Origin of the sequence: Corallococcus sp. bb12-1, assembly GCF_026626765.1 — a bacterium.
In the GTDB taxonomy this organism is placed as follows: Bacteria; Myxococcota; Myxococcia; order Myxococcales; family Myxococcaceae; genus Corallococcus; species Corallococcus terminator.
In genome coordinates, this window is sequence record NZ_JAPNJZ010000001.1 from 1151117 (window position 1) to 1169232 (window position 18116).

The window sequence follows — 18116 nt, forward strand, 5'->3', positions numbered from 1 at the left end:
GCGGCCGTTGTTACCCGCATCCATCGTGGTTCTTCAGTGCGGAACCACGAGCCGCACCGCAGGGTCCCCTAGCAAGACGTAGCTGGCGATGTCCTGGCGCTCCATCCACAAGTACGCCTGCTCGACGAGTTCTTCGGGCAGCGGCGTGCCTGCGGCGTTCGCCACCGCTTCCGCCTTGTGGCGCAGCAGCAGCCGCGCATCCGCCCGGCTGGTGGACTGAAGCAGTGCATGGAATGCCGGCCCCGCCCGGTGTCCGACCATCAGGCCCGAGAGCACGGCTTCCAACCGCTGGACATGGGATTGACCCGTGAGCACATCCTGAAAGGCATGGGTCCAGGCGAGATCCAGATGCGCGATGACGGCAAGCGGCCCCTGCTCATTCGCCAGGGCGGCCTGGGGCAGCGCGGCTATGAAGGGTCGCCCATCCACCGGGCGTGAGTCATCCACCTGCTCCAGCACATCGGGCTTCTTGTGCCCGGCGTTCACCAGGGTCTTGAGCCAGGGCGCGTACACACTGTGGACCGGCGTCCCCGCACCGAAGCAGGCGAAGTAGAACCAGATACCTCCTGGAACAAACGGCCGTCCCCTGACCATGTCAGGCTCCAGTTCGCAGCCCGCCCCCAGAGCGAGATTCCCCTGGCGCCGCCACTGCGCCTCCACGCTGCGCCAACCTCCAGAGGGGGCACCGATGCCATGGCTCAGCGTGAACAGCAGGGTCGGTTCCTGATCCGACGCAAGGCCCAGGAGCCGGTCCACCGAGCCCTTCGGCAAGACCTCCTCGAGGATCTCCTTCGCGCGCAGGTGTCCGCGCTGCCGCTCCTCCTGACATTGCCGGGCCGCCGGCGTCACGATGGTCAACCTCCCACCGCTCACGGCCGCGCTCCCATCTCCCGCGCACAGGTACAGGGCTCGAGCCTTGCGTGGCGGGGATGGAGCCTGCACATGGGCCAGGACCTTGCCGACGTAGGCCTCCCAGTCGTCGTCATGCTCGAAGGCCAGGCGCCCCACGAAGCAGGCCCCCTCCACCACCAGCACCTCCTGCAGTTCCTGCGAGAGTTCCTCCAATCCTCCCGCGAGCAGGATGTACCGCGCATGTTCCCGCCTGGAGCGGGAGGAGGGGTGCAACACCCCCTCCCGGAACTGCACGGCCTTGTCCCGGTCCATGCTGGAGGAAACGCGATGGACCTCCACGGGGGCTCCCTGCTCGCGAGCCCGCAGCGCGCACAGGGGCGCCAGGGTGGCTTCGAGCCGCCGCCCCCGCTCCCCTTCGGGCACGATCAACGCCCAGCGCTGCGCCGTAAGGGAGTTGGGGTCCCCCGCGAGGTCACTCAGATGGGTCACGCCGGAGAGCCGGGTCGAAGCCGGCGCCCCCAACACCGACTCCAGGGGCAGAGGCGTCTCCAGCACAGGCGCACGTTCATCCGCCCTGGCCAGCAGCAGATGCAGGTTCACGCCTCCTCCTTCGTCATGGAAGAAGGCCCCTCGGCCTGCGCGTCCGCCTTGCGCTCCTTCGATTCCGGTTGCGTGGAACCCGGCACCGCCTTCGCTCCAGACACCGTCCGCCCGGGAACAGGTGCCGCCTTCGCGGATTCCGCGACCGGCGCACGGAGCCCCGGACGGTTGGTGCCGGAATCCGACTTGTCGCCCACGGTGTTCGTGTCCAGGGGCGGCATGCCGATGAAGAGCGCGGCGCCCTCCGACCGGATCTGGACTTCGAAGGCCGGACGCTCCTCCTTCGTCCCAATCACCTCGAAGATGGTTCCCGGAATGCCGTTCATCTTGCCAAATGCGATGAAACCAGCCTCCGTGGCCTGGATGTAGACCTCCCGGCCCTCCTCGGGCTGTCCCGAGAAGAAGGGGTCCCCCCGCCACTCCGAATACACCTGTACCATCAATGCCACCTGCATTGTCTCTCTCCTTGGTATTGGAAATGCCGCGCAGGGCGCGGCGCTTGGTTATTCGAAGACCAGGACTCCGTTGACCCAGCCCGAGGCTCCGCTCCGTTTCAACCACTGCAACCGGACATCGCGGACCGCGGCGCTGAGCGAAGCTCCCGAGCGAACGTGGTCCCTCACGCTTCCAAAGAACTCGGACGAGTCCTCATCCGGAATGTTCTGCGTCGCCGCGACCACACCGCGAGCCCCCGCCGCCAGGAAGGCGTTGGGAAGGCTTCCGGGCTCGTGGAGCGCCGCGGTTCCCCTCGCCGCCTCGCAAGCCGCGAGGATGACCAGGGGTGCCTTCAGTAACTTCACCTTGCGGATGCGTTCCTCGAAGAGGGTGTCCACGCCATCCGCCCCGGGTGCCAGCAGTAGATAGGTAGCCCTCGACCCCGGCGCGACCTTTCCATGCGTCGCCAGGTCGATCTCCCCCGCATCCGGCATCTGCGCCAGGACGCTGCCAGGGGTCGCGTCCATCCCTTTCAGAAACCTCCCGTCCTCATCCGGGGCGATGTTGGCGGTCCACTTCAAGGACGCCTCATTGCGCCGATCGTCGTAGCGGACATCATTCACGACCAGATGGGTGCGCCTGCCTTGCGGAGGCTGCCGGGCAGTGGCCAGGGTGCGGTAACGCCACGCCATGGTCGCGGGAAGCAGCCCTGCCCGTCCCTGGAGGGGCGGCCGGGCCAGCACATCGACCGTGGCACAGGGGGCCAGGGCCTCCAGCATGTCCCGGGGAACAACATCCCCCATGCCCGCCGCCGGAAAACGGGCGGCGCGCACGGGTGTATAGACTTGCAACATTTGCCCATTCGCACCGCGAGCCACCAGCAGGCTTCGTTCGGTGTCCTCGGTGAGGCCCAGCACACAGCGATCCGGTGGCTCGAAGCCCCGCTCCGCTCCAAAGCGCGTCAGCGCGGACTCAAAGTCGCCGCGGTGGGCGTCGTCGAAGATGAGCGACGTGAAGCTGTAGGCCCGGGCATGCTGCGCGGTGATGTCCGTCCAATCCTCGGCTCGAGCGGCGACTTCCGCGCTGGTCGCCTCGGTGATGGCCTGACTCAACCACTCGCGACCGGCATCGGGGTCCACCTCCAGGAGGAATCTCCCCCGCAGGAACTTCACGAACGCGCGCTGGCCTGCGGTGTAGGTCTTCTCCGCATCCAGCACCGCCCTCACCATCGGCTCATCCCCAGGAGCGCGACGCGTCCGGGCCACGTCTACCAACGCGGCAACGCCATGCAGCGTCAGTCGGCCCAGGGCCATGGATTGCTCCAGTTCGGACCGGGCCTCGTCCAGATCCAATGACTGGATCGCCAGATGCGCGAAGTTCTGATGCACATTCCGCGCGGAGGGATTCCCCCCCTGCATCAGCAGCGCCTCCTCGAAATAGGCATGCGCCAGAACGACATCCGCCGCGTTGCGCGAGACATTGCCCAGCGTTTCCAGCAGCATCCGCTCCTGGTTCCATTGACCTCGAAGCTGGGCCAGGGCCAACCCCTCCCGCGCATGGGTTTCCGCCTCATCCAGCCGGAACAGCCATGCCGTGACGTGAGCCAGGTCGTTGCGCACCTCGATGCAGCGGTAGGTCAAGTTGCTCTGCGCGCACTGCCTGAGTGCCTCCTCCAGCTTCGGTAGCGCTAGGTCATACCGGTCCCTCCGCCAGAACCGTTTCGCCTCCGTCTGGAGCGCCAGGACCGAAAACCAAGGGTCGTTGTTCCCGGTGGCGCGCCGAATAAGGGTGTCGACAGCGTTTGAATCCGCTGGCCAGTCCTCCAGCAGCAGCGCACCCAGGGCAATGTCCTTCTCGGCGGCGTTCGAGAGTTTCTGGAGCAGAGCATCCCGCTCGGGGTTCCCCGGTGACAGGTTCAGCAACCGCGCGTAGTCCAGGGCCAGCGGCGCGCGGCGGGAGAAGTCGTGTCCCGATACCTCCTGAACATAATCCACCAACACGGTCGACGTGCCGGAGCCCTGATCCAGAGCCTCCGCCAACGGATTGAGCGCCAGCACTTCCTCACGAGAGATTCGCGTCCTGACCGCATGATAGAAGTCGCGCCGCATCTGCGGCATGTCGGCGTATTCCAGGGCACCCGCCATCGCCCCGGGCATGTTCCTCGCGAGTGCGTCTCCCGCATCATCCGCCGCGCGCCATCGCTTCTTGCGAGTCAGTGCTCCCGACAGGCGGTCCTTCCGCTCTCGCGCTTCGCGCAACCAACCCAGATCGGTTTCTCGCCGTTCCACCTCGGCAAAGGACTGCATCGCCAGCAGTGGCAGTCCTAGTTGCCGGTGGACAAGCGCCCGGTTCCACAGGGCCTGGACGTGGCCGGGGTTGCGCATCAGCGCCTGATTGAGCAGCCCCAGTGCCTCTCGCAGCTCACGCAGCGCCACCACGCCGGACTGGGACTTCGCCGCCGCGTAATGGGCCGCGCCGAGGTCGCTGAGCACGTCGGCGGCATCCCCCTTCTGCGCCTGGAGCATCTGCTCCAGGCTGGGGATGGCATTGAGCGGTTCGGGATTGCCTCCCGCGAGGTAGGCCGCAGCCAGTTGCGTCAGGTCCCCCCGGTTGTCCAGTTCCGTGAGCACCTGCCGCAGGGCTCCTGGAACCCTGGGCGCGGCCTCTTCGCCCATCATCACCTGAGAGGGACGGCGATACCGGTCCGCCGCAGGATAGGTGACCCGCGCGTCCAGGGTCCGTTGCGTTCCAGCCCAGAGCGAAGGCTCCTCCCGGAGCGACCCAGCCCCTGGGACGCGCAGGACTAACAACAGCCCCACCACCGCGCAGGCCGCCGCCAAGGCCGCCACCCGCCATCGGTTTCGCGGCACGACGTGCCAGAGAATCTCCACCGGCCCGTGGCGCTCGATGAACCGCCGTCCCATCTGGTCGAGTTGGAGGATGCCGGTCAGAGCCTCCTGGCACTTCTCGCACTGCGCGAGGTGCCTGGCGAACTCCTGGGATTCCTCCAGCGGGAGGTCCCCATCCGCGAAGCGTGAGAGTTGGTCGCAGGGAGTGGACATCAGTGGGTTCCTTCATCAACGTAAGGCTTGAGTAGCGTGCCAAGCTTCTGGCGCGCATCGAACAGTCGCTTGGCCACGACTCCAGGCTTGAGGCCCATGCGGCTGGCGATCTCCTGGTTGCGCAGGCCCTGGGCGCGAAGCAGGAAGGTCAGGCGCTGCTGCACGGGCAGTTGGTTCACCGCCCAATCGAAGCGCTCCTGGGTGATGCGCTCGTAGGTGGAGGAGCCGCCCTGGGCCAGGGTCCATCGGGTGATGGTCGGGTCGACCTCTGCTTTCTTCCGACCCATGGCGCCCCGTTTCAGATCCACGAAGTGGCGGGTCATCACGGAGATGAGCCAACCGTCCATCGGCTCCTGACTGCGGTCTTCCAGTGCTCCCGCGAAGGTCTCGATGAAGCGCAGCAGGGTCTCCTGCACGAGGTCCTGGGGATCGATCTCCCGAGAACCCCGGCAGAGCCCCTCCGCGATGGGCAGCAGCATCCGGTGTTGCCTGTCGTGCCACTCGTCGAAATTACTTGCCACACGCTCCCCGGCGTTCGTCATGACCGCGTCTCCGGTCCGTCCCCACCAGGAAAACGGAGGGCATCGGCAATGTTACTTCGGACGTTCGAAGGGCTTGGGAGGCTCAACCGGGTCCCCTTCGACTCCGCCGTTCCAGGGGACCTCCACGTAGCCTTCCTCTTTGCGGTAGTTGAAGAGCTTGAGGCGCGGCTGGGTCTTGGGGTTGTAGCCCCGCCCCAGCGCCGCCGCGAGGCTCGCGGGACAGGCCATTGCCAGCCACACCTCGCGGACCCCCGGAACCTTGCCAAGGCGGTCCATGCAGGCGCGGAACTCCCCTACGGCGCGCGCAGCATCCTCGGGGCCTCGGACGGCTTCGTGCGAGGGTCCGTTCGAGGCCACGAGGCGGACGACCGCTGGAGGCCGTGGAGTTCCCAGCCATCGGGCCAGTTCCTCCTCGCCGACGGGGAGGGTGGCCTCCACTGTCAGAACCACCCTGCCGTTCACGGCTTCGCAGGCCTCGGCCTCCGGAAGAGCGTAGTCATTGAAGAAGGATGACCCGGCGGGAAACTTCCGGCCGGAGTCATGGCCACAACGCCAGTCGTCGCTCCCCGCTCGCTGGTATTGGTAGGCGAGGACACTCATCCGGCTCAAGCGCCACCCCAGGTGGAACATGAGTGGGAGCGGGGCTCGCGCGAAGAGGTGGATCCGGGTGGCGAACGCACCCAGTGCCCTGACGAGCGCTTCGGCATGGGTCAGGGCCCGCCGCCATTCGTCCTGGCTGGACGGGAGGGCATCTCCCACGTCCCCCAGGGGGCGGAGCACGATGATGTCGGGGTTGGCTCCGGTCCGTCCGGCCAGCGCGTCCTCCACGAAGGCAGGAGGGATGTTGAAGTTCATCTCGTAGGCCACGGCCAGCTCAGGCTTGAGGTCAGAGGGGAGTGCGACCCCAGGGGCGAAGACCACATGCTGCCCGGGGGCATGGTTCACATCCTGGGGCGCCACGAAAAGCTGGAGCGAAGCCCAATCAAGAGAGGAGTCCTGGAGTGCTGCGTGCGCGGCTTGATAGGCGTCATGGACGCGTGCGTCCCGCTGACAGAGGGCTTCGTGGAAGGCCTCCGTCATCTGGATGGAGCCATGAAGCGAAAGAGGTCGCTGCGATGCGATGACGAAGGGAATTCCCAACCGGTGCAGGTGATGCGCCACGCCCCCGAACATGTCTCCCGGACGGCCCGGGTTTCCCCCATGGCATGCGCTCAGCACGACCGCGTGAAGATCGAGCACAAAAGGCCCCAGCGTGTCATTCAAGCGGCGACCGTCCACCAGGTCTTCCCGTCGTGGTCGGTCCGGAGCCTCCCAGGTGAGTCCATACCTTCCGTCAAGCTCTCTCCCATGACAGAGGATGTGGATGACGTGGTAGGGCCGCCCTTCCCGCGTTGCTTGCGTCAGTTGCTCTCGCAGCCGTGGAATCGTGACGTTTGCGCATACGTCCCGCGCCGGGTCGAAGCCTGGGCAGGCTCTCTTCATGGCTTCAAGGTGAATGTCTGCGTCCACGTCACCTCCCATGCTGGACCAGGCGAACAAGACCCGGGCATGTTCTGAGAAGGTGTTGGGGATCACTCGATTGCTCGCCCATTCGAATTGGAGGACATGGGGCTGGATCGCGCCCAAGCTTCTTGCGCTTGTCAGGGTCGTGAGTGCCCAAGGGAGGCTGAACAACTCCGTGGCGTTGAAGCGCAGCCGCAAGCGCACCGGTGTTTGCCCCTGCTCTCCAAGAAGGAGCTTTTGCTCGATGAACTCCCAGCCTCCCAGCTCGGTCAGCACCTGTTCCAGGAACCTCCGCAGGAGTTCCCCCATCCGCTCCCGGGCAGCAGGTCTGGGCTCGAGGCGCTCGAACTCTTCATCCAGCTTGCGCACTTCGTCCCACGGGAAGTGCGCGACACCAGGCTTGCCGTTGTCGGCCCAAGCGAAGTACTGCTGCGGTTGGCCGTCGAAATCGTTGGGCAGATTCGGGTTCTTGGCGCGAGCCAGGGTGATGGTCAGCAAGCTGGGTCCTCGCATGGTCGCTCATCCCGCCGGAAAGTCCGGCCCCAGCAGTTCCCGCCAGATTTCGATCGCCGCGGCCATGGCCCCCTGCCGCTCCAACGCCAGAGCCCTTTCAGACCTGCGCACCGCATGACGCAGTTGCTGTTGAAGTTGCTGCCGGTCTCCCTCACTGATCCCCGCATCGATGGGCGGTCCCAACTTCGCGGGGTCCTCGCATCGCTGCGGCATGGTCTCTTCCAGGGACTGGAAGAGGTACGTGAGGCCCTCGGAATAACTGAATGCCGCCAGTTCCGAGTTCGCGGCCTCATAGGAGAGCACTTCCAGATGAAATGACCGGGCCCGCTTCGCCTGCCGAGCATTCCAGTGCTTGAGGGCTTTGATGAGCGGCTTCAGTTTCTTCCGCGCACGCTCGTTCGCCGCGTTGCAGGCATCCTGGTGCTTGCGAGGATCGCTGCGGATCCACTTTCCCGTACGTTGGTCGGGAATCCAGTACCAGCCTGTGTGCGCAGCATCCTCGACGGCAGGAACCACATCGAAACCGATTCCGGTTCCGCTGAACTCAATGTTGACCGATCGGTTCTGCAGCCTTGCCTGCTTGCCTGGAAAGGCGATCTCCAGCACCCGCTGGATGCGCTCAAGTATCGTCTCGGGCGGACTCGCAGGGCCGTAGCCCGTATCCTTGAAGATGAGGAACAGATCGATGTCATGAAGGGGACGAATGGCGGTGTTCCTGCCGTAGGAGCCAGAAAGGATGGCCGCCTTGGGTCCCAACAGATGACGCATTGAATCAAAAACAAGTTCCTGCTGCCGGGTCGCCCGAGCGCTCTCGTTCTCGGTCAACTCCAGGCGCTGCATGTACATCTCGAACGCCTGTGCCACGGTGGTCGCCATCCGGTTCGCCTCCCTCTGACAGGGAAACGATGGAGACCTGAGGAATTACATTGGCGGCCACACCCTGCCCCACGCTCCCCCGATGACTCCCACGGTCCTGTGCAACGCACCCTCCCGGGCGCCGCCACTCAGGGCGCGGACACCAGGGACCCAATCTAGCGGAGCCTCCGCTCGGGCAACCAGCGCCCTCCCGTCACGGCAGCGCCGCCCCCGTCCACAGCTTCGCGGCATGTCCCAGCGCTCCCAGCCCCGCCACCAGCACGCTGTACTCCACCAACGTGCGCCGATCGCCCTCCTCCGGCGCGGGCGAAGCAAACGCCCGGTACGCCGCCGCCGCCCCGATGAGCAACAGCAGGCTCTCCCCGGTGAGAAACCACGTGGCCCCCAGCACCGCCACCGCCATCCACCGCTGCTTGCGCGCCAGCGCCCGGAACCCGCGCCCACCGTCCAACTGCCACACCGGCAACAGGTTGAACAAATTGAGCCACGCCGCCGCGTGCGCGATGGCGCCCAATCCCTTCCATCCCGTGACGAGCGCCGCGACCATCGCCGCCACCGCCGCCGCGCTGCCCCAGATGGGCCCCGCCAATCCCACGCGCGCGTCCTCGCGCCCATCCACCGGTGACTGCTTCAGGCGCACGAACGCACCCAGCCCCGGGATGAACATGGGCGCGCTGGCCTGCATGCCGAAGTTTCGCAGCGCCGCCACGTGCCCCATCTCATGCACGTAGATGCACGCCACCAGCCCCAGCGCGAACGGCCAGCCCCACGCCGTCCAATACACGCCCGCCGCCAGCGCCATGGAGAACACCGTGCTCGCCTTCGTCAGCCCGAGCAGCAGCAACTTCCCCTTGCCCAAGAGCAGCACCAGCACGAACTTGAACTTCCACAGCAGGAGCCCCAGCGCGCCCATGCTGGCGAGCACCTTGGGCATCCCCGAACGCCGTCGCTCCGCCTCCGCCAGGGGCACCTTCAGGCCCAGCGCATCCACCTGCTGGCTCAAGCCCTCCACCCGCGCCAGCACCTGCGCGTGCTGTGCTGTTCCCTGCGGCAGCAGGTCCAACGCCTGACGCCACAGCGACAGCGCCTCCGTCGGCGCACCCCGGTCCGCCGCGGCCTGCGCGTCCGCCGCGAGCTGCTTCAACGTCTGCCCATGCACCAGCTTGCGGCACGACGGACACGTGAGCAGCCGGGGCGCCAGCTCCGAACCACACCCCTCGCAGCGCTGCGTGACAGGGATTGCGAGCGCTTCAGCCAACGGACTGCTCCTGCCGCTCGGGCGCCGCTTCCTCGGATGCCGGGGCGGCTTCGGCCAGTCGGAACGGGCCGGCGATGTTCAGCTCGGCGCGCTTGTTGCGGCGCCAGGCTTCGTACAGCGCGAACCCGTAGATGAGCCCGGACAGGGGACTGTTGATGCCCACGAGCACGGGCGCAGCCACGGAGATGACTCCCGCGAGGACGACGTTGCCCGACGAAGACAGCGCCTCCTCGTCCGTGGGGGCCTCGCCAGCGGCCGCCTCCACGGGCTGCGCGGTGAGTTCCTTGTACACATCCGGCGCGAGCGAGCCGGCCACCGACAGGTACGTCAGCAATATCGCGAGCACCTGGTAGCCCGCGCCACCGCGCCCATCGGAGCCCTTGAACACGGCGGTGCCCACCATCCAGCCCACCAGCACCGCGATGAGGCCGATGTTGTAGCCCGTCAGGCTCACCCCGTAATACACCGCCGCCCCGGCGAGGCCCGCGCCAATGCCAAACACCGTCGCCGTCAGGAAGCGCTTCGACTTCGAGCCTCCCACCATCGACGCCTCCACCGTGTCCCGACACTCCGGGCACAACAGGTGGCTGTTCACCTCGAAGTAGGTGCGGGTGATGGCACGCTGACAGGCGGTGCACCGGGGCGCCGGGGGCGGCTCGGTGAACTCGGCACGGTCGAACTGCAAAGGAGCATCGGTGGAGGCCGGCGGAGAAACAGGCTGGGTCATGGGCGCGCCCAAGCTAGCACCCGGGCCAACGTCTGTCTTTTCAGCCCTGTCGCAGGGCCGCGTGTCTGGCAGCCTGCACCAGCGCGAGCAGGTCTCCCGCCGTCCCCACGCCCAACGCGGCTGGCGTCGCGCGCTCCGGTGAGAACAACCGCGCCGGAGTGCTCGCCCGGCCCCGCAGCAGCACGAAGAGGCGCAGCGCATCCCGCAGGGCCTCCACCTCCGGCCCCTCCTCACGCCGAGCCCGGTGCGCCGCCCGCTCCAGCCGCGCCCACGCCGTCTCCTCGCTCCACGCTCCCGACGGACGCGCTCGCGACAGGTCCGCCAGCGCCGCCGCCGCCTCCAGCACTCCCGCGCGCCCCTCCGTGAAGGCGTCTCCGGACTCCAGCCGCAGCTCCGGCCTCGCGGTGCGCTCCGCGCGCCAGGACAGGAGCGCTGACAGCTCCGACTCGCGCGGCACCACCGGCGTCAGCTCCGCCTCCAGCGCCGCGCGCACCCGCACCCTCGCCACGTCGTGCCAGAAGGCCGCGTGCAACAGCAGCTCCGGTCCGCTGCGCGGCACCCGCATGGGGGCTCGGCGCATCCTTCGCTGGAGGAAGTCCCGGATGCCGCCCCGCGTGTCGTAGCGCTCCAACCGCTCCCACAGCGCCACCAGTGAGGCGGCGCCCAGCGGCAGCGCCCGGGCCAGCTCGCGCGCTTCATCCTCGGTGAACGACTGCGCGCCCTCCGACACGGGACGCTTGAAGACCCGCTCGAACACCTCGCCCGCGGCGCACGCGGCCCGCAGCTCCGGCAGGTTTCGCGGTAACAGCTCCACCGCCTGGGCCCACACGCGGCCCCCGAGCAGCGGCCCCGCGTCCAGCACCTCGTTCTCCAGGAGCAGCAGCGCTTCGCCCAGCGTGTCCGGCCCGCCGTCCTTCGCCGACAACCTGCGCCGGGCCGCGCGGTCCACCGCTTCGCGCAGGCGGAACACGTCCAGCATCAGCTTCACGGGGTCCGTGTCGCGCGGCCAGCCCTCCGCTTCCGAGCGGCGCTTCACCGCCTGGAGCGCCGCATCCACCTCCGGCTGCACCGCGGCCACCTCCCGCAGCAGCTCGAAGTGATTGCGCAGCCGGTCCTTCCAGAAGAAGGACTCCAGGATGCCCTTCAGCGCGCGGTAGCGAAGGCGCGTGGCCTCCAGGAGGTCCGCTCGGTCCTCCAGCCGCGCTCTCAGGTCATCCGGACGGGTCGCCACGCCCCCATCATAAGGAGACCCCACGCCGGGCGCAGGCCGTTCCATGGCGCGGAGCGTCGGACGTGGAACGGTGCGGCCGGGACGACGTGGGAAGGTGGACGCCGACCCCGCTCAAACGCGCATGGGCATGACCACGGCCGTGAAGCTGCGGTCGCCAGGACCGTGCAGCACGCCCGGGCTGTGCTCGTCGCCCAGCTCGAAGCTGACCTCGTCCGTGTCGGTGACGCCCAGCACGTCCATCAGGTAGCGCGCGTTGAAGCCGATGGTGATGTCGTTGCCCTGGTAGTCCACGTCCAGCGCGTCGCGCGCCTCGCCCAGGTCCGGGTTGCTGGCGGTGATGAGCAGCTTGCCCTTCTCCAGCCCGATGCGGATCGCGTTGCTCTTGTCCGCCGACAGCAGCGCGATGCGCTTGAGCCCTTCCAGCAGGCGGATCTTCGGCACGAGGACGACCTTCTCGCCCTCCTTCGGGATGACGCGCTGATACTCCGGGAACTGCCCGTCGATGAGGCGCATCACCATGGTGAGGCCCGGCTTCTTGAACAGCGCCGAGTTCTCCGCGAAGCCCAGGTGGCACTCGGCGTCCGGCGCCTCATCCAGCAGGCGCTTGAGCTCCATCAGGCCCTTGCGCGGGATGATGACGCCGCTCTTGAGCTTGAAGTCGCCCTTCATCTCGCGCTCGATGAGCGACAGGCGGTGACCGTCGGTGGCCACCATGCGCACCTTGCCGCTCGCCTGGGGCTCGAAGAAGACGCCGTTGAGGATGTAGCGCGTCTCGTCGCTGGAGATGGCGAACTGGGTCTTCTTGATCATCTCCAGGAGGACGTTGCCGGAGATCTGCACCAGCGGCGCGTTCTCCTCCTTGGGCAGCTTCGGATACTCCTCGGCGGCCATGCCGACGATCTTGAAGTGCGCGGAGCCGGAGCTGATGTCGACGTAGTTGTTCGCCAGCTTCTTGAGCGTCACCTCCGCGTCCGGGAGGTTCTGCACGATGTCGAAGACGTACTTCGCGCTCAGGGTGACGGCGCCCGGCTTGGACACGTCCGCCGAGTGCTCCGACACCACGCCGATGTCCAGGTCGAAGGCCGTGACGGTGACGCTGCCCTTGTTCGCCGTGAGCAGCACGTTGGCGAGGATGGGCATCGTCGTCTTGCGCTCCACGATGCCCTGGGCGCGATAGAGGGCCTTCTTCAGCTCGTCGGAGGCGATGCGGAATTCCATCGTGGGCGTCCTTACAGGTCACGGCCCGGAAGGCCGATTGCGCGGGGCGGGTGTACAACGAACGCCATAGGGCTTCCACCGTCTTGGAAGCCCCGGTGTCCGGGCCCCGGCGACTGCCCGGATGTCCAGGTGGGATACACCGGGAATACCCGCGCCGCCCTGGTCGGCGGGCGCCCGGCCGGGCAGAGTGGACCTGACCGCGTCTCCCGGGCGTTGAAAGGCGGTAGGCAGGGCCTTCAAGGCCCCGTCACCGTATCGATGTCCTGGAATGCGGCCCGGCGGCGAAGGACACTGCCGCCCTCTTGAACGGAGTCGCCATGAACGTCCGCTCCCTGCTGCTCTCCGCCGTGCTCGTGCTCGGCCCCGTGGCATGCAGCAAGCCGCCCTCCCCCACCGCGCAGCCGTCGAGCGATGAGTCCGGCGCGGCGGCTCCCGCCGACCTCAAGGGGACCGAAGGCACGTCCCCCAACGCCGCGCCCGAAGGCAACGAGCCGGGAACGGCCACCCCTCCCCCCACCCCTGGAGATGCCACCATGAGCGCCACCTACATCGTCAAGGACAACGGCAAGCGCTGCTTCGCCCCGCCCTGCGACCACTACGACGTCTTCCTCGCGGACAAGCCGGGCGAGAAGGTCAAGTCCATCCACGAGGTGGACCTGAGCGCCGTCACCGGCGGCGACGACGCGAAGCAGGGCGAGCTGATGAAGCGGGCCTTCACGCCCGGAGGCCTGAAGCTGGAGGGCTCGCTGACCGAGGGCCCCAACGCCGTGCGCAACATCAAGCTGGACACGCTGCGCGCCACCCGCGTCATCGACTGACGTGGGGCGAAGGCCCCTGGCCCCGCCGGGACCGCTTGCACGCGGTCCCGGTCGTGCGTGGCCGGAGCCTGGAAGCCTGCTGCTGATCAGATGCGCACGCCCAGTTGGAAGCCGGGCCAGTGCTGCACGCGCCGGGTGGTGCTGAGGTCGTGCGAGCGCACCGGCAGCGTGGACAGCTTCGCGAAGCCCGGGTCCCCCCAGGTGAACCACGCGTTGTAGGTGGGGCCGCCGAACACGGCGAACCGGGACATGACCTGGAAGCCCACCATGGCGCGCACCTGCGCCAGCAGGTTGCCGGTGTTGTCGGAGAAGGGGTTGTCGGTGGACAGCACGTTGCTGCCCGCCGCGTCCACGTCCACCCAGAAGCGCGAGCCCAGCGGGATGTGCCCGCCCAGGCCCAGGCCCAGGCTGAAGCGCTGGAAGCGGTCGTCCGGCCCGATGCCCGCGATGAACGTGGTGTACAGGTGCTTGCCGCCGAACTTCAGCGCCACGTTGGTGAGCTGCAGGTCGCTGCCGAACACCTCCAGGTGGAACTGCCCCTTCTTCTCGAAGGTGAGCAGGCCCAGCGGCACGCCGTTCACTTCCTGGGACACGTTGACGAGCCCCAACTGCACGCCGTGCACCACGCTGGCCACGTTGATCAACCCCAACTGCATGCCCGTCACGTCGCCGCCCACGTTGATCAACCCCAACTGCATGCCGGAGAGCGAATGCGCGCGGTTGAGCGCCAGCGTGCCCTGGAAGCCCGTCATGTCCCCCGCCACGGAGTTGACGCCCAGGGTGAACTGGACGCCGTGGAGCGCGCCGTTCGCGTGGTTGACGCCCAGGGCCAGTTGCAGGCCGGTGACATCCTGGGTGGCGACGTTGAGACCCAGCGTCGCCTGCATGCCCTGCATCCCGCCCCGCGCGATGTTCGCGCCCAGCGAGAGCTGTCCCACGCCGTCCACGTCCCCGTTGGAGAGGTTGAGCCCCAGCGCCGCCTGGACGCCAGCCACCCCCATCCGCGCCACGTTGGTGACCAGTGACAACTGCGCGCCATGGACCTCTCCGCCCGCGACGTTGAAGCCCAGGGCCAGCGCCGCGCCCTCCACCTCCGCGTCATACACGTTGCCCAGGAGGCCCAGCGCCAGCCCGCCCGCGAGCGCCGTGCCGCCGTTGATGGCGCCCAGCGCGAAGCGGTTCTCCACCTGTGCGTCGCCGGCCCGGAGCTGGTTGGTGCTCACCGCCGGGATGAGGCTCAGGTTCACCGGCAGCAGCACCCGGCCCCCCGAAGGCATCGACATCCCGCCCGCACCGCCGCGCATCACGGTGGCCTCGCTGCCCACGCTCATGAAGTCGCCGGGGGACAGCGGCGTGCGCACGCCTTCCTTCAGCGTGAAGGCCGTTTCGGACACACTGCCACCCAGCTCGCGCCGCGCGCGGTAGGCGCCGGGGGCAAGGCCCAGCTCGGTGGAGCGGCCGGACACCTTCTGCACCTCCACCACCAGCGTGCCCACCGCGTCGCGCACATACAGCCGGCCCTCCAGCGGTTCGGTGAGCAGGAGGCCCGCGGTGGTGGCGCGCAGGTCGGTCATCACCAGGTCGCCGGTGCCCGCGAGCTCGATGTCGTAGTTGGGGTGCTGCGCGCCGCCCTGCGTGCGTTCGGTGCGCGCGAGCGTTTCGTGGAAGGCGAACTGGTACGCCTCCGTCAGCGTGACACGGCCGTCGTGCGTGACGTCCGCGGCGCCGCGCAGGCCAGACACCAGGTGGTGGGTGAAGAACGAGCCGCCCAGCCGGTCGGACTCCTGTGACGCCTCGTCCGCGCTGGACGAGGTGAGGATGGCGTGGCCCTTCACCTGGATGGCGGAGTCCACGAGGAACGCGGGCCGGGCGACGCCGCCCTTGCGACGGGCGAACGCGCCGGACGCGCACGAGTCCAGCACCGCGATGCGCACGTCCGCGGGCAGGCCCTGCAGCGCGCGGCGCAGCTCGCCGTAGTCCATGCGCTGGCCCTTGAGCAGCAGGCCCTCTTCGTCCGAGTGGCCGGAGTAGTACAGCAGCACCTCCACGCGCCGGGCGCCGGAGGCCTTCGCGCCCTCCGCGAGCTTGCGCACGCGCTCGAAGCCGTCCAGGACGCCCGCGCGGTCCACGTCCGTGAGCAGCACGCGGTCCTGGGGCAGCACGCCGCCCAGCTCCGACAGCACCTGGGAGAAGGCTCTCGCGTCGGTGTCCGCGTAGCGCAGCTTCACGCGTTCAGGGCCGCCATCGTTGACGCCCACGAGCAAGGCCAGCCGGCGCACGGCGACGGCTTCGGCGGCGAAGGCCGGGGGCACCATCAGCAACGAGAGCAGCAGGACAAGGACGGGCGCTCTCATCGGGGGGACTTCTCCAGGAGGAAGGACGTCTGCCCGAGTTCTACATCCACGGGCAGGAGCAGCGGCGCGGTGCGCGCGTCGGGGGATGCGGCGAGGACGCGCGCGGCGGACAGCACGCCGTCCAGTTCGAAGGGCGCGTCGGCGGTGATGAGGAAGAAGCGCTCGAAGGCGGGCGCGTCATCCAGCTCATAGGCGCGGGGCAGCAGGTGCGTGCCGGAGCGCTCCAGCGCGGCGGACGTGTCGCCGGTGTCGGGCTGGTGCACGGTGACGGCGCCCCGGCCGTCCACGGAGAGGATGACGCCGTGGGCCTTGCCGGCGGCGGTGTACGACAACTGCACCACGTCACCGGCCTGGGCCTGGGCGCCGTCGGTGAGGCGCTCGGTGCGGGCGGAGGCCTGCCGGTGCACGTCGAGCCGAGGCAGCAGGCCCTTGCTGCGCGTGGGCTCCAGGACGCCGGTGCCGCCCACTTCCGTCCAGGCGTCCCGCGCCTCCCGTCCGTCGGTGGATGACAGGGGCCGCGCGATGACGAACAGGGTCGCCCCCGCGAGCACCGGCACCAGGATGGGCAGGAAGCGCCACGAAGGGCGCGCGGCGGGCGCCTCCGCTCGGGAGGGCGCCACGGAGAGCAGGGCGCCTTCGGCACCGGCGGTGCGGGCGAAGCGGGCCTTCACTTCGCGCACGACGGTGTCGGGAGGCAGGGCCTGGAGGGTGGCGCGGGAGTCGGCCTCCAGGGCGGCGAGGCGGGAGGGCCCATCGGGTTCCTGGGCGAGTCGGGCGCGGGCCGCGGCGAGCTCGTCCGGGGGCAGTTCCCCCAGGGCGATGCGCTCCAGCAGCCAATCCGGGGTGCGGTGGGGGGACGTCATGCGGCCTCCAGCTCCTGCAGGACAGCGGACAGGGCCCTGAGGCGCTTGCGCACCCCGGACACGGACAGGCCCACCTCGCGGGCGGTTTCCTCCAGCGTCATGCCGTCCACCAGGTGGAGCACGGCGATGTCCCGGCTGGACGCGGGCACCCGTCCGAAGAGCCTGTCCAGCATGCCCCGGGCGGAGGCGCGTGCTTCCATGTCACCGGAGGCGGCGATGCGCAGGACCAGCTCGTCGTCCCGGTCCTCCGGGCGCCGCTTCGCGCCGCGAAGGCGATTGAGGCACACGCGGGTGGCGATCTGATGCAGCAGGCTGGAAGGCGCGGCGTCCTTCAAGGCGGACTGGTAGCGAAGCAGTTGCACGAACACGTCCTGCATGGCGTCCACGGCCTGTTCCTCGGAGCGCAGGAGGAAGCGGCAGCGCCGGAGCACCTGGGGGCCGTAGCGTCGGTAATAGGCCTCCACATCAACGGACACCGCGCACGCTCCTGGGTCGGACCAGGGGAACACCGGTGCCCCGAAAGTCTGTCACCGGCATTTTCGAAGAAGCGGCGTCCCTACCCCGTTTCCCCCCGGTCCGGCCACCCCACCCCGGCGAAGTCCTTCAGCACGTCCGGCCGGCTGGCGCCTCGGGATGAACGCGGAGAGAGCACACCCGCCCACCCCTCCAAGTCACCGCCCGACGGGAGGAGACAGCGGCCCCGCGTCCTCTTCGGGAGCGGTGGGGAGGCCGCCGTCCATCGGGAGCGCCCCCATCGTCGGAGGCACGAGGACGGTCCCCATCCCGCCATCCGGCAACACCACGCCGCGCAGTTCATCATCGGCGTCCACGCCGTCGACCACGCGCCGGAGGATGCGTCCATCCGCGCGGAGGGCGTACTTCGCGCTGGAGTCGAGCGCCGGAAACCGCCGGCCGCACGCGGAGGGCTCCTCGTCCACGTAGACGAAGAGCAGGCCGTCCTGCCGGAGGACGCGGTACGTGAAGGACTCCGGCCGGCTGTCACAGGAGGACGCCGCGCTCCCCAGCGGGAACAGGTCCCGCGAGACGATCATCAGCGCGCGCAGCGTCTCGCCATCCAGCACGGCGGGCACACCGGCCGTCCCCACCCGGATGGCCTCGGCGCCGGAGGGCACCGGGAAGTGGACGGCCTTGTCGTCGAGGACCGGAGTCGAAAGTGGCTCGGGCCTCCGGGCGCAGCCCAGCAGTCCCATCACCAGCACGACTGTTCTCAGCGTCACGAGCCGTCCTTGCATGCAGCCTCCCT

General features: G+C 68.6%; 15 protein-coding genes. 1 reads left to right on the forward strand and 14 read right to left on the reverse strand.

Annotated features, from left to right (window positions below):
* Nucleotides 1–33: 33 nt before the first annotated feature.
* The 10 genes from OV208_RS04830 to dnaN all read right to left on the reverse strand — a co-directional run bounded on the left by OV208_RS04830 (nt 34) and on the right by dnaN (nt 12817).
* On the reverse strand, nt 34–1452 hold the full coding sequence (locus OV208_RS04830; RefSeq protein WP_267572611.1) for a hypothetical protein: 1419 nt from the start codon (nt 1450–1452) through the stop codon (nt 34–36).
* Entirely contained in the window at nt 1449–1907 is a 459-nt protein-coding gene (locus tag OV208_RS04835) for a hypothetical protein (RefSeq protein ID WP_267572612.1), read from the reverse strand. Before OV208_RS04835 ends, OV208_RS04830 begins: the two co-directional genes overlap by 4 nt.
* Before the next feature lie 48 nt (nt 1908–1955).
* Complete coding sequence (locus OV208_RS04840) at nt 1956–4949, reverse strand: CHAT domain-containing protein (RefSeq protein WP_267572613.1); 2994 nt, start codon at nt 4947–4949, stop codon at nt 1956–1958.
* Nucleotides 4949–5491, reverse strand: coding sequence for an RNA polymerase sigma factor (locus tag OV208_RS04845; RefSeq protein WP_267572614.1), 543 nt, complete (start codon nt 5489–5491; stop codon nt 4949–4951). Before OV208_RS04845 ends, OV208_RS04840 begins: the two co-directional genes overlap by 1 nt.
* A 51-nt stretch (nt 5492–5542) precedes the next feature.
* Nucleotides 5543–7492: an SAVED domain-containing protein gene (locus OV208_RS04850; RefSeq protein WP_267572615.1), complete on the reverse strand. Its 1950-nt coding sequence runs from the start codon at nt 7490–7492 to the stop codon at nt 5543–5545.
* 21 nt (nt 7493–7513) lie between these two features.
* Nucleotides 7514–8383: a nucleotidyltransferase gene (locus OV208_RS04855; RefSeq protein WP_267572616.1), complete on the reverse strand. Its 870-nt coding sequence runs from the start codon at nt 8381–8383 to the stop codon at nt 7514–7516.
* A gap of 193 nt (nt 8384–8576) precedes the next feature.
* On the reverse strand, nt 8577–9641 hold the full coding sequence (locus tag OV208_RS04860; protein ID WP_267572617.1) for a site-2 protease family protein: 1065 nt from the start codon (nt 9639–9641) through the stop codon (nt 8577–8579).
* Entirely contained in the window at nt 9634–10368 is a 735-nt protein-coding gene (locus OV208_RS04865) for a hypothetical protein (protein WP_267572618.1), read from the reverse strand. The genes OV208_RS04860 and OV208_RS04865 overlap by 8 nt, the downstream gene beginning before the upstream one ends.
* 40 nt (nt 10369–10408) lie before the next feature.
* Nucleotides 10409–11599: a hypothetical protein gene (locus OV208_RS04870; protein ID WP_267572619.1), complete on the reverse strand. Its 1191-nt coding sequence runs from the start codon at nt 11597–11599 to the stop codon at nt 10409–10411.
* Nucleotides 11600–11710: 111 nt separating this feature from the next.
* Nucleotides 11711–12817 carry a DNA polymerase III subunit beta gene (gene dnaN, locus OV208_RS04875; RefSeq protein WP_267572620.1) on the reverse strand — a complete coding sequence of 369 codons (1107 nt, stop codon included), beginning with the start codon at nt 12815–12817 and terminating at the stop codon, nt 11711–11713.
* Between the two features lie 317 nt (nt 12818–13134).
* Between dnaN and OV208_RS04880 the strand changes: the two genes are divergently transcribed.
* Complete coding sequence (locus tag OV208_RS04880) at nt 13135–13635, forward strand: hypothetical protein (RefSeq protein ID WP_267572621.1); 501 nt, start codon at nt 13135–13137, stop codon at nt 13633–13635.
* An 86-nt stretch (nt 13636–13721) separates the two neighbouring features.
* Here the strand turns inward: OV208_RS04880 and OV208_RS04885 are convergent, their stop codons facing one another.
* The 4 genes from OV208_RS04885 to OV208_RS04900 all read right to left on the reverse strand — a co-directional run bounded on the left by OV208_RS04885 (nt 13722) and on the right by OV208_RS04900 (nt 18105).
* Nucleotides 13722–15989: a caspase family protein gene (locus OV208_RS04885; protein ID WP_267572622.1), complete on the reverse strand. Its 2268-nt coding sequence runs from the start codon at nt 15987–15989 to the stop codon at nt 13722–13724.
* Complete coding sequence (locus OV208_RS04890; protein ID WP_267572623.1) at nt 15986–16852, reverse strand: ActD-like protein; 867 nt, start codon at nt 16850–16852, stop codon at nt 15986–15988. The genes OV208_RS04885 and OV208_RS04890 overlap by 4 nt, the downstream gene beginning before the upstream one ends.
* The gene (locus OV208_RS04895; protein WP_267572624.1) at nt 16849–17328 is read right to left on the reverse strand and encodes an RNA polymerase sigma factor; all 480 of its coding nucleotides are present in this window, start codon (nt 17326–17328) and stop codon (nt 16849–16851) included. The genes OV208_RS04890 and OV208_RS04895 overlap by 4 nt, the downstream gene beginning before the upstream one ends.
* A 195-nt stretch (nt 17329–17523) precedes the next feature.
* The gene (locus OV208_RS04900) at nt 17524–18105 is read right to left on the reverse strand and encodes a hypothetical protein (RefSeq protein WP_267572625.1); all 582 of its coding nucleotides are present in this window, start codon (nt 18103–18105) and stop codon (nt 17524–17526) included.
* Between the last annotated feature and the right edge of the window lie 11 nt (nt 18106–18116).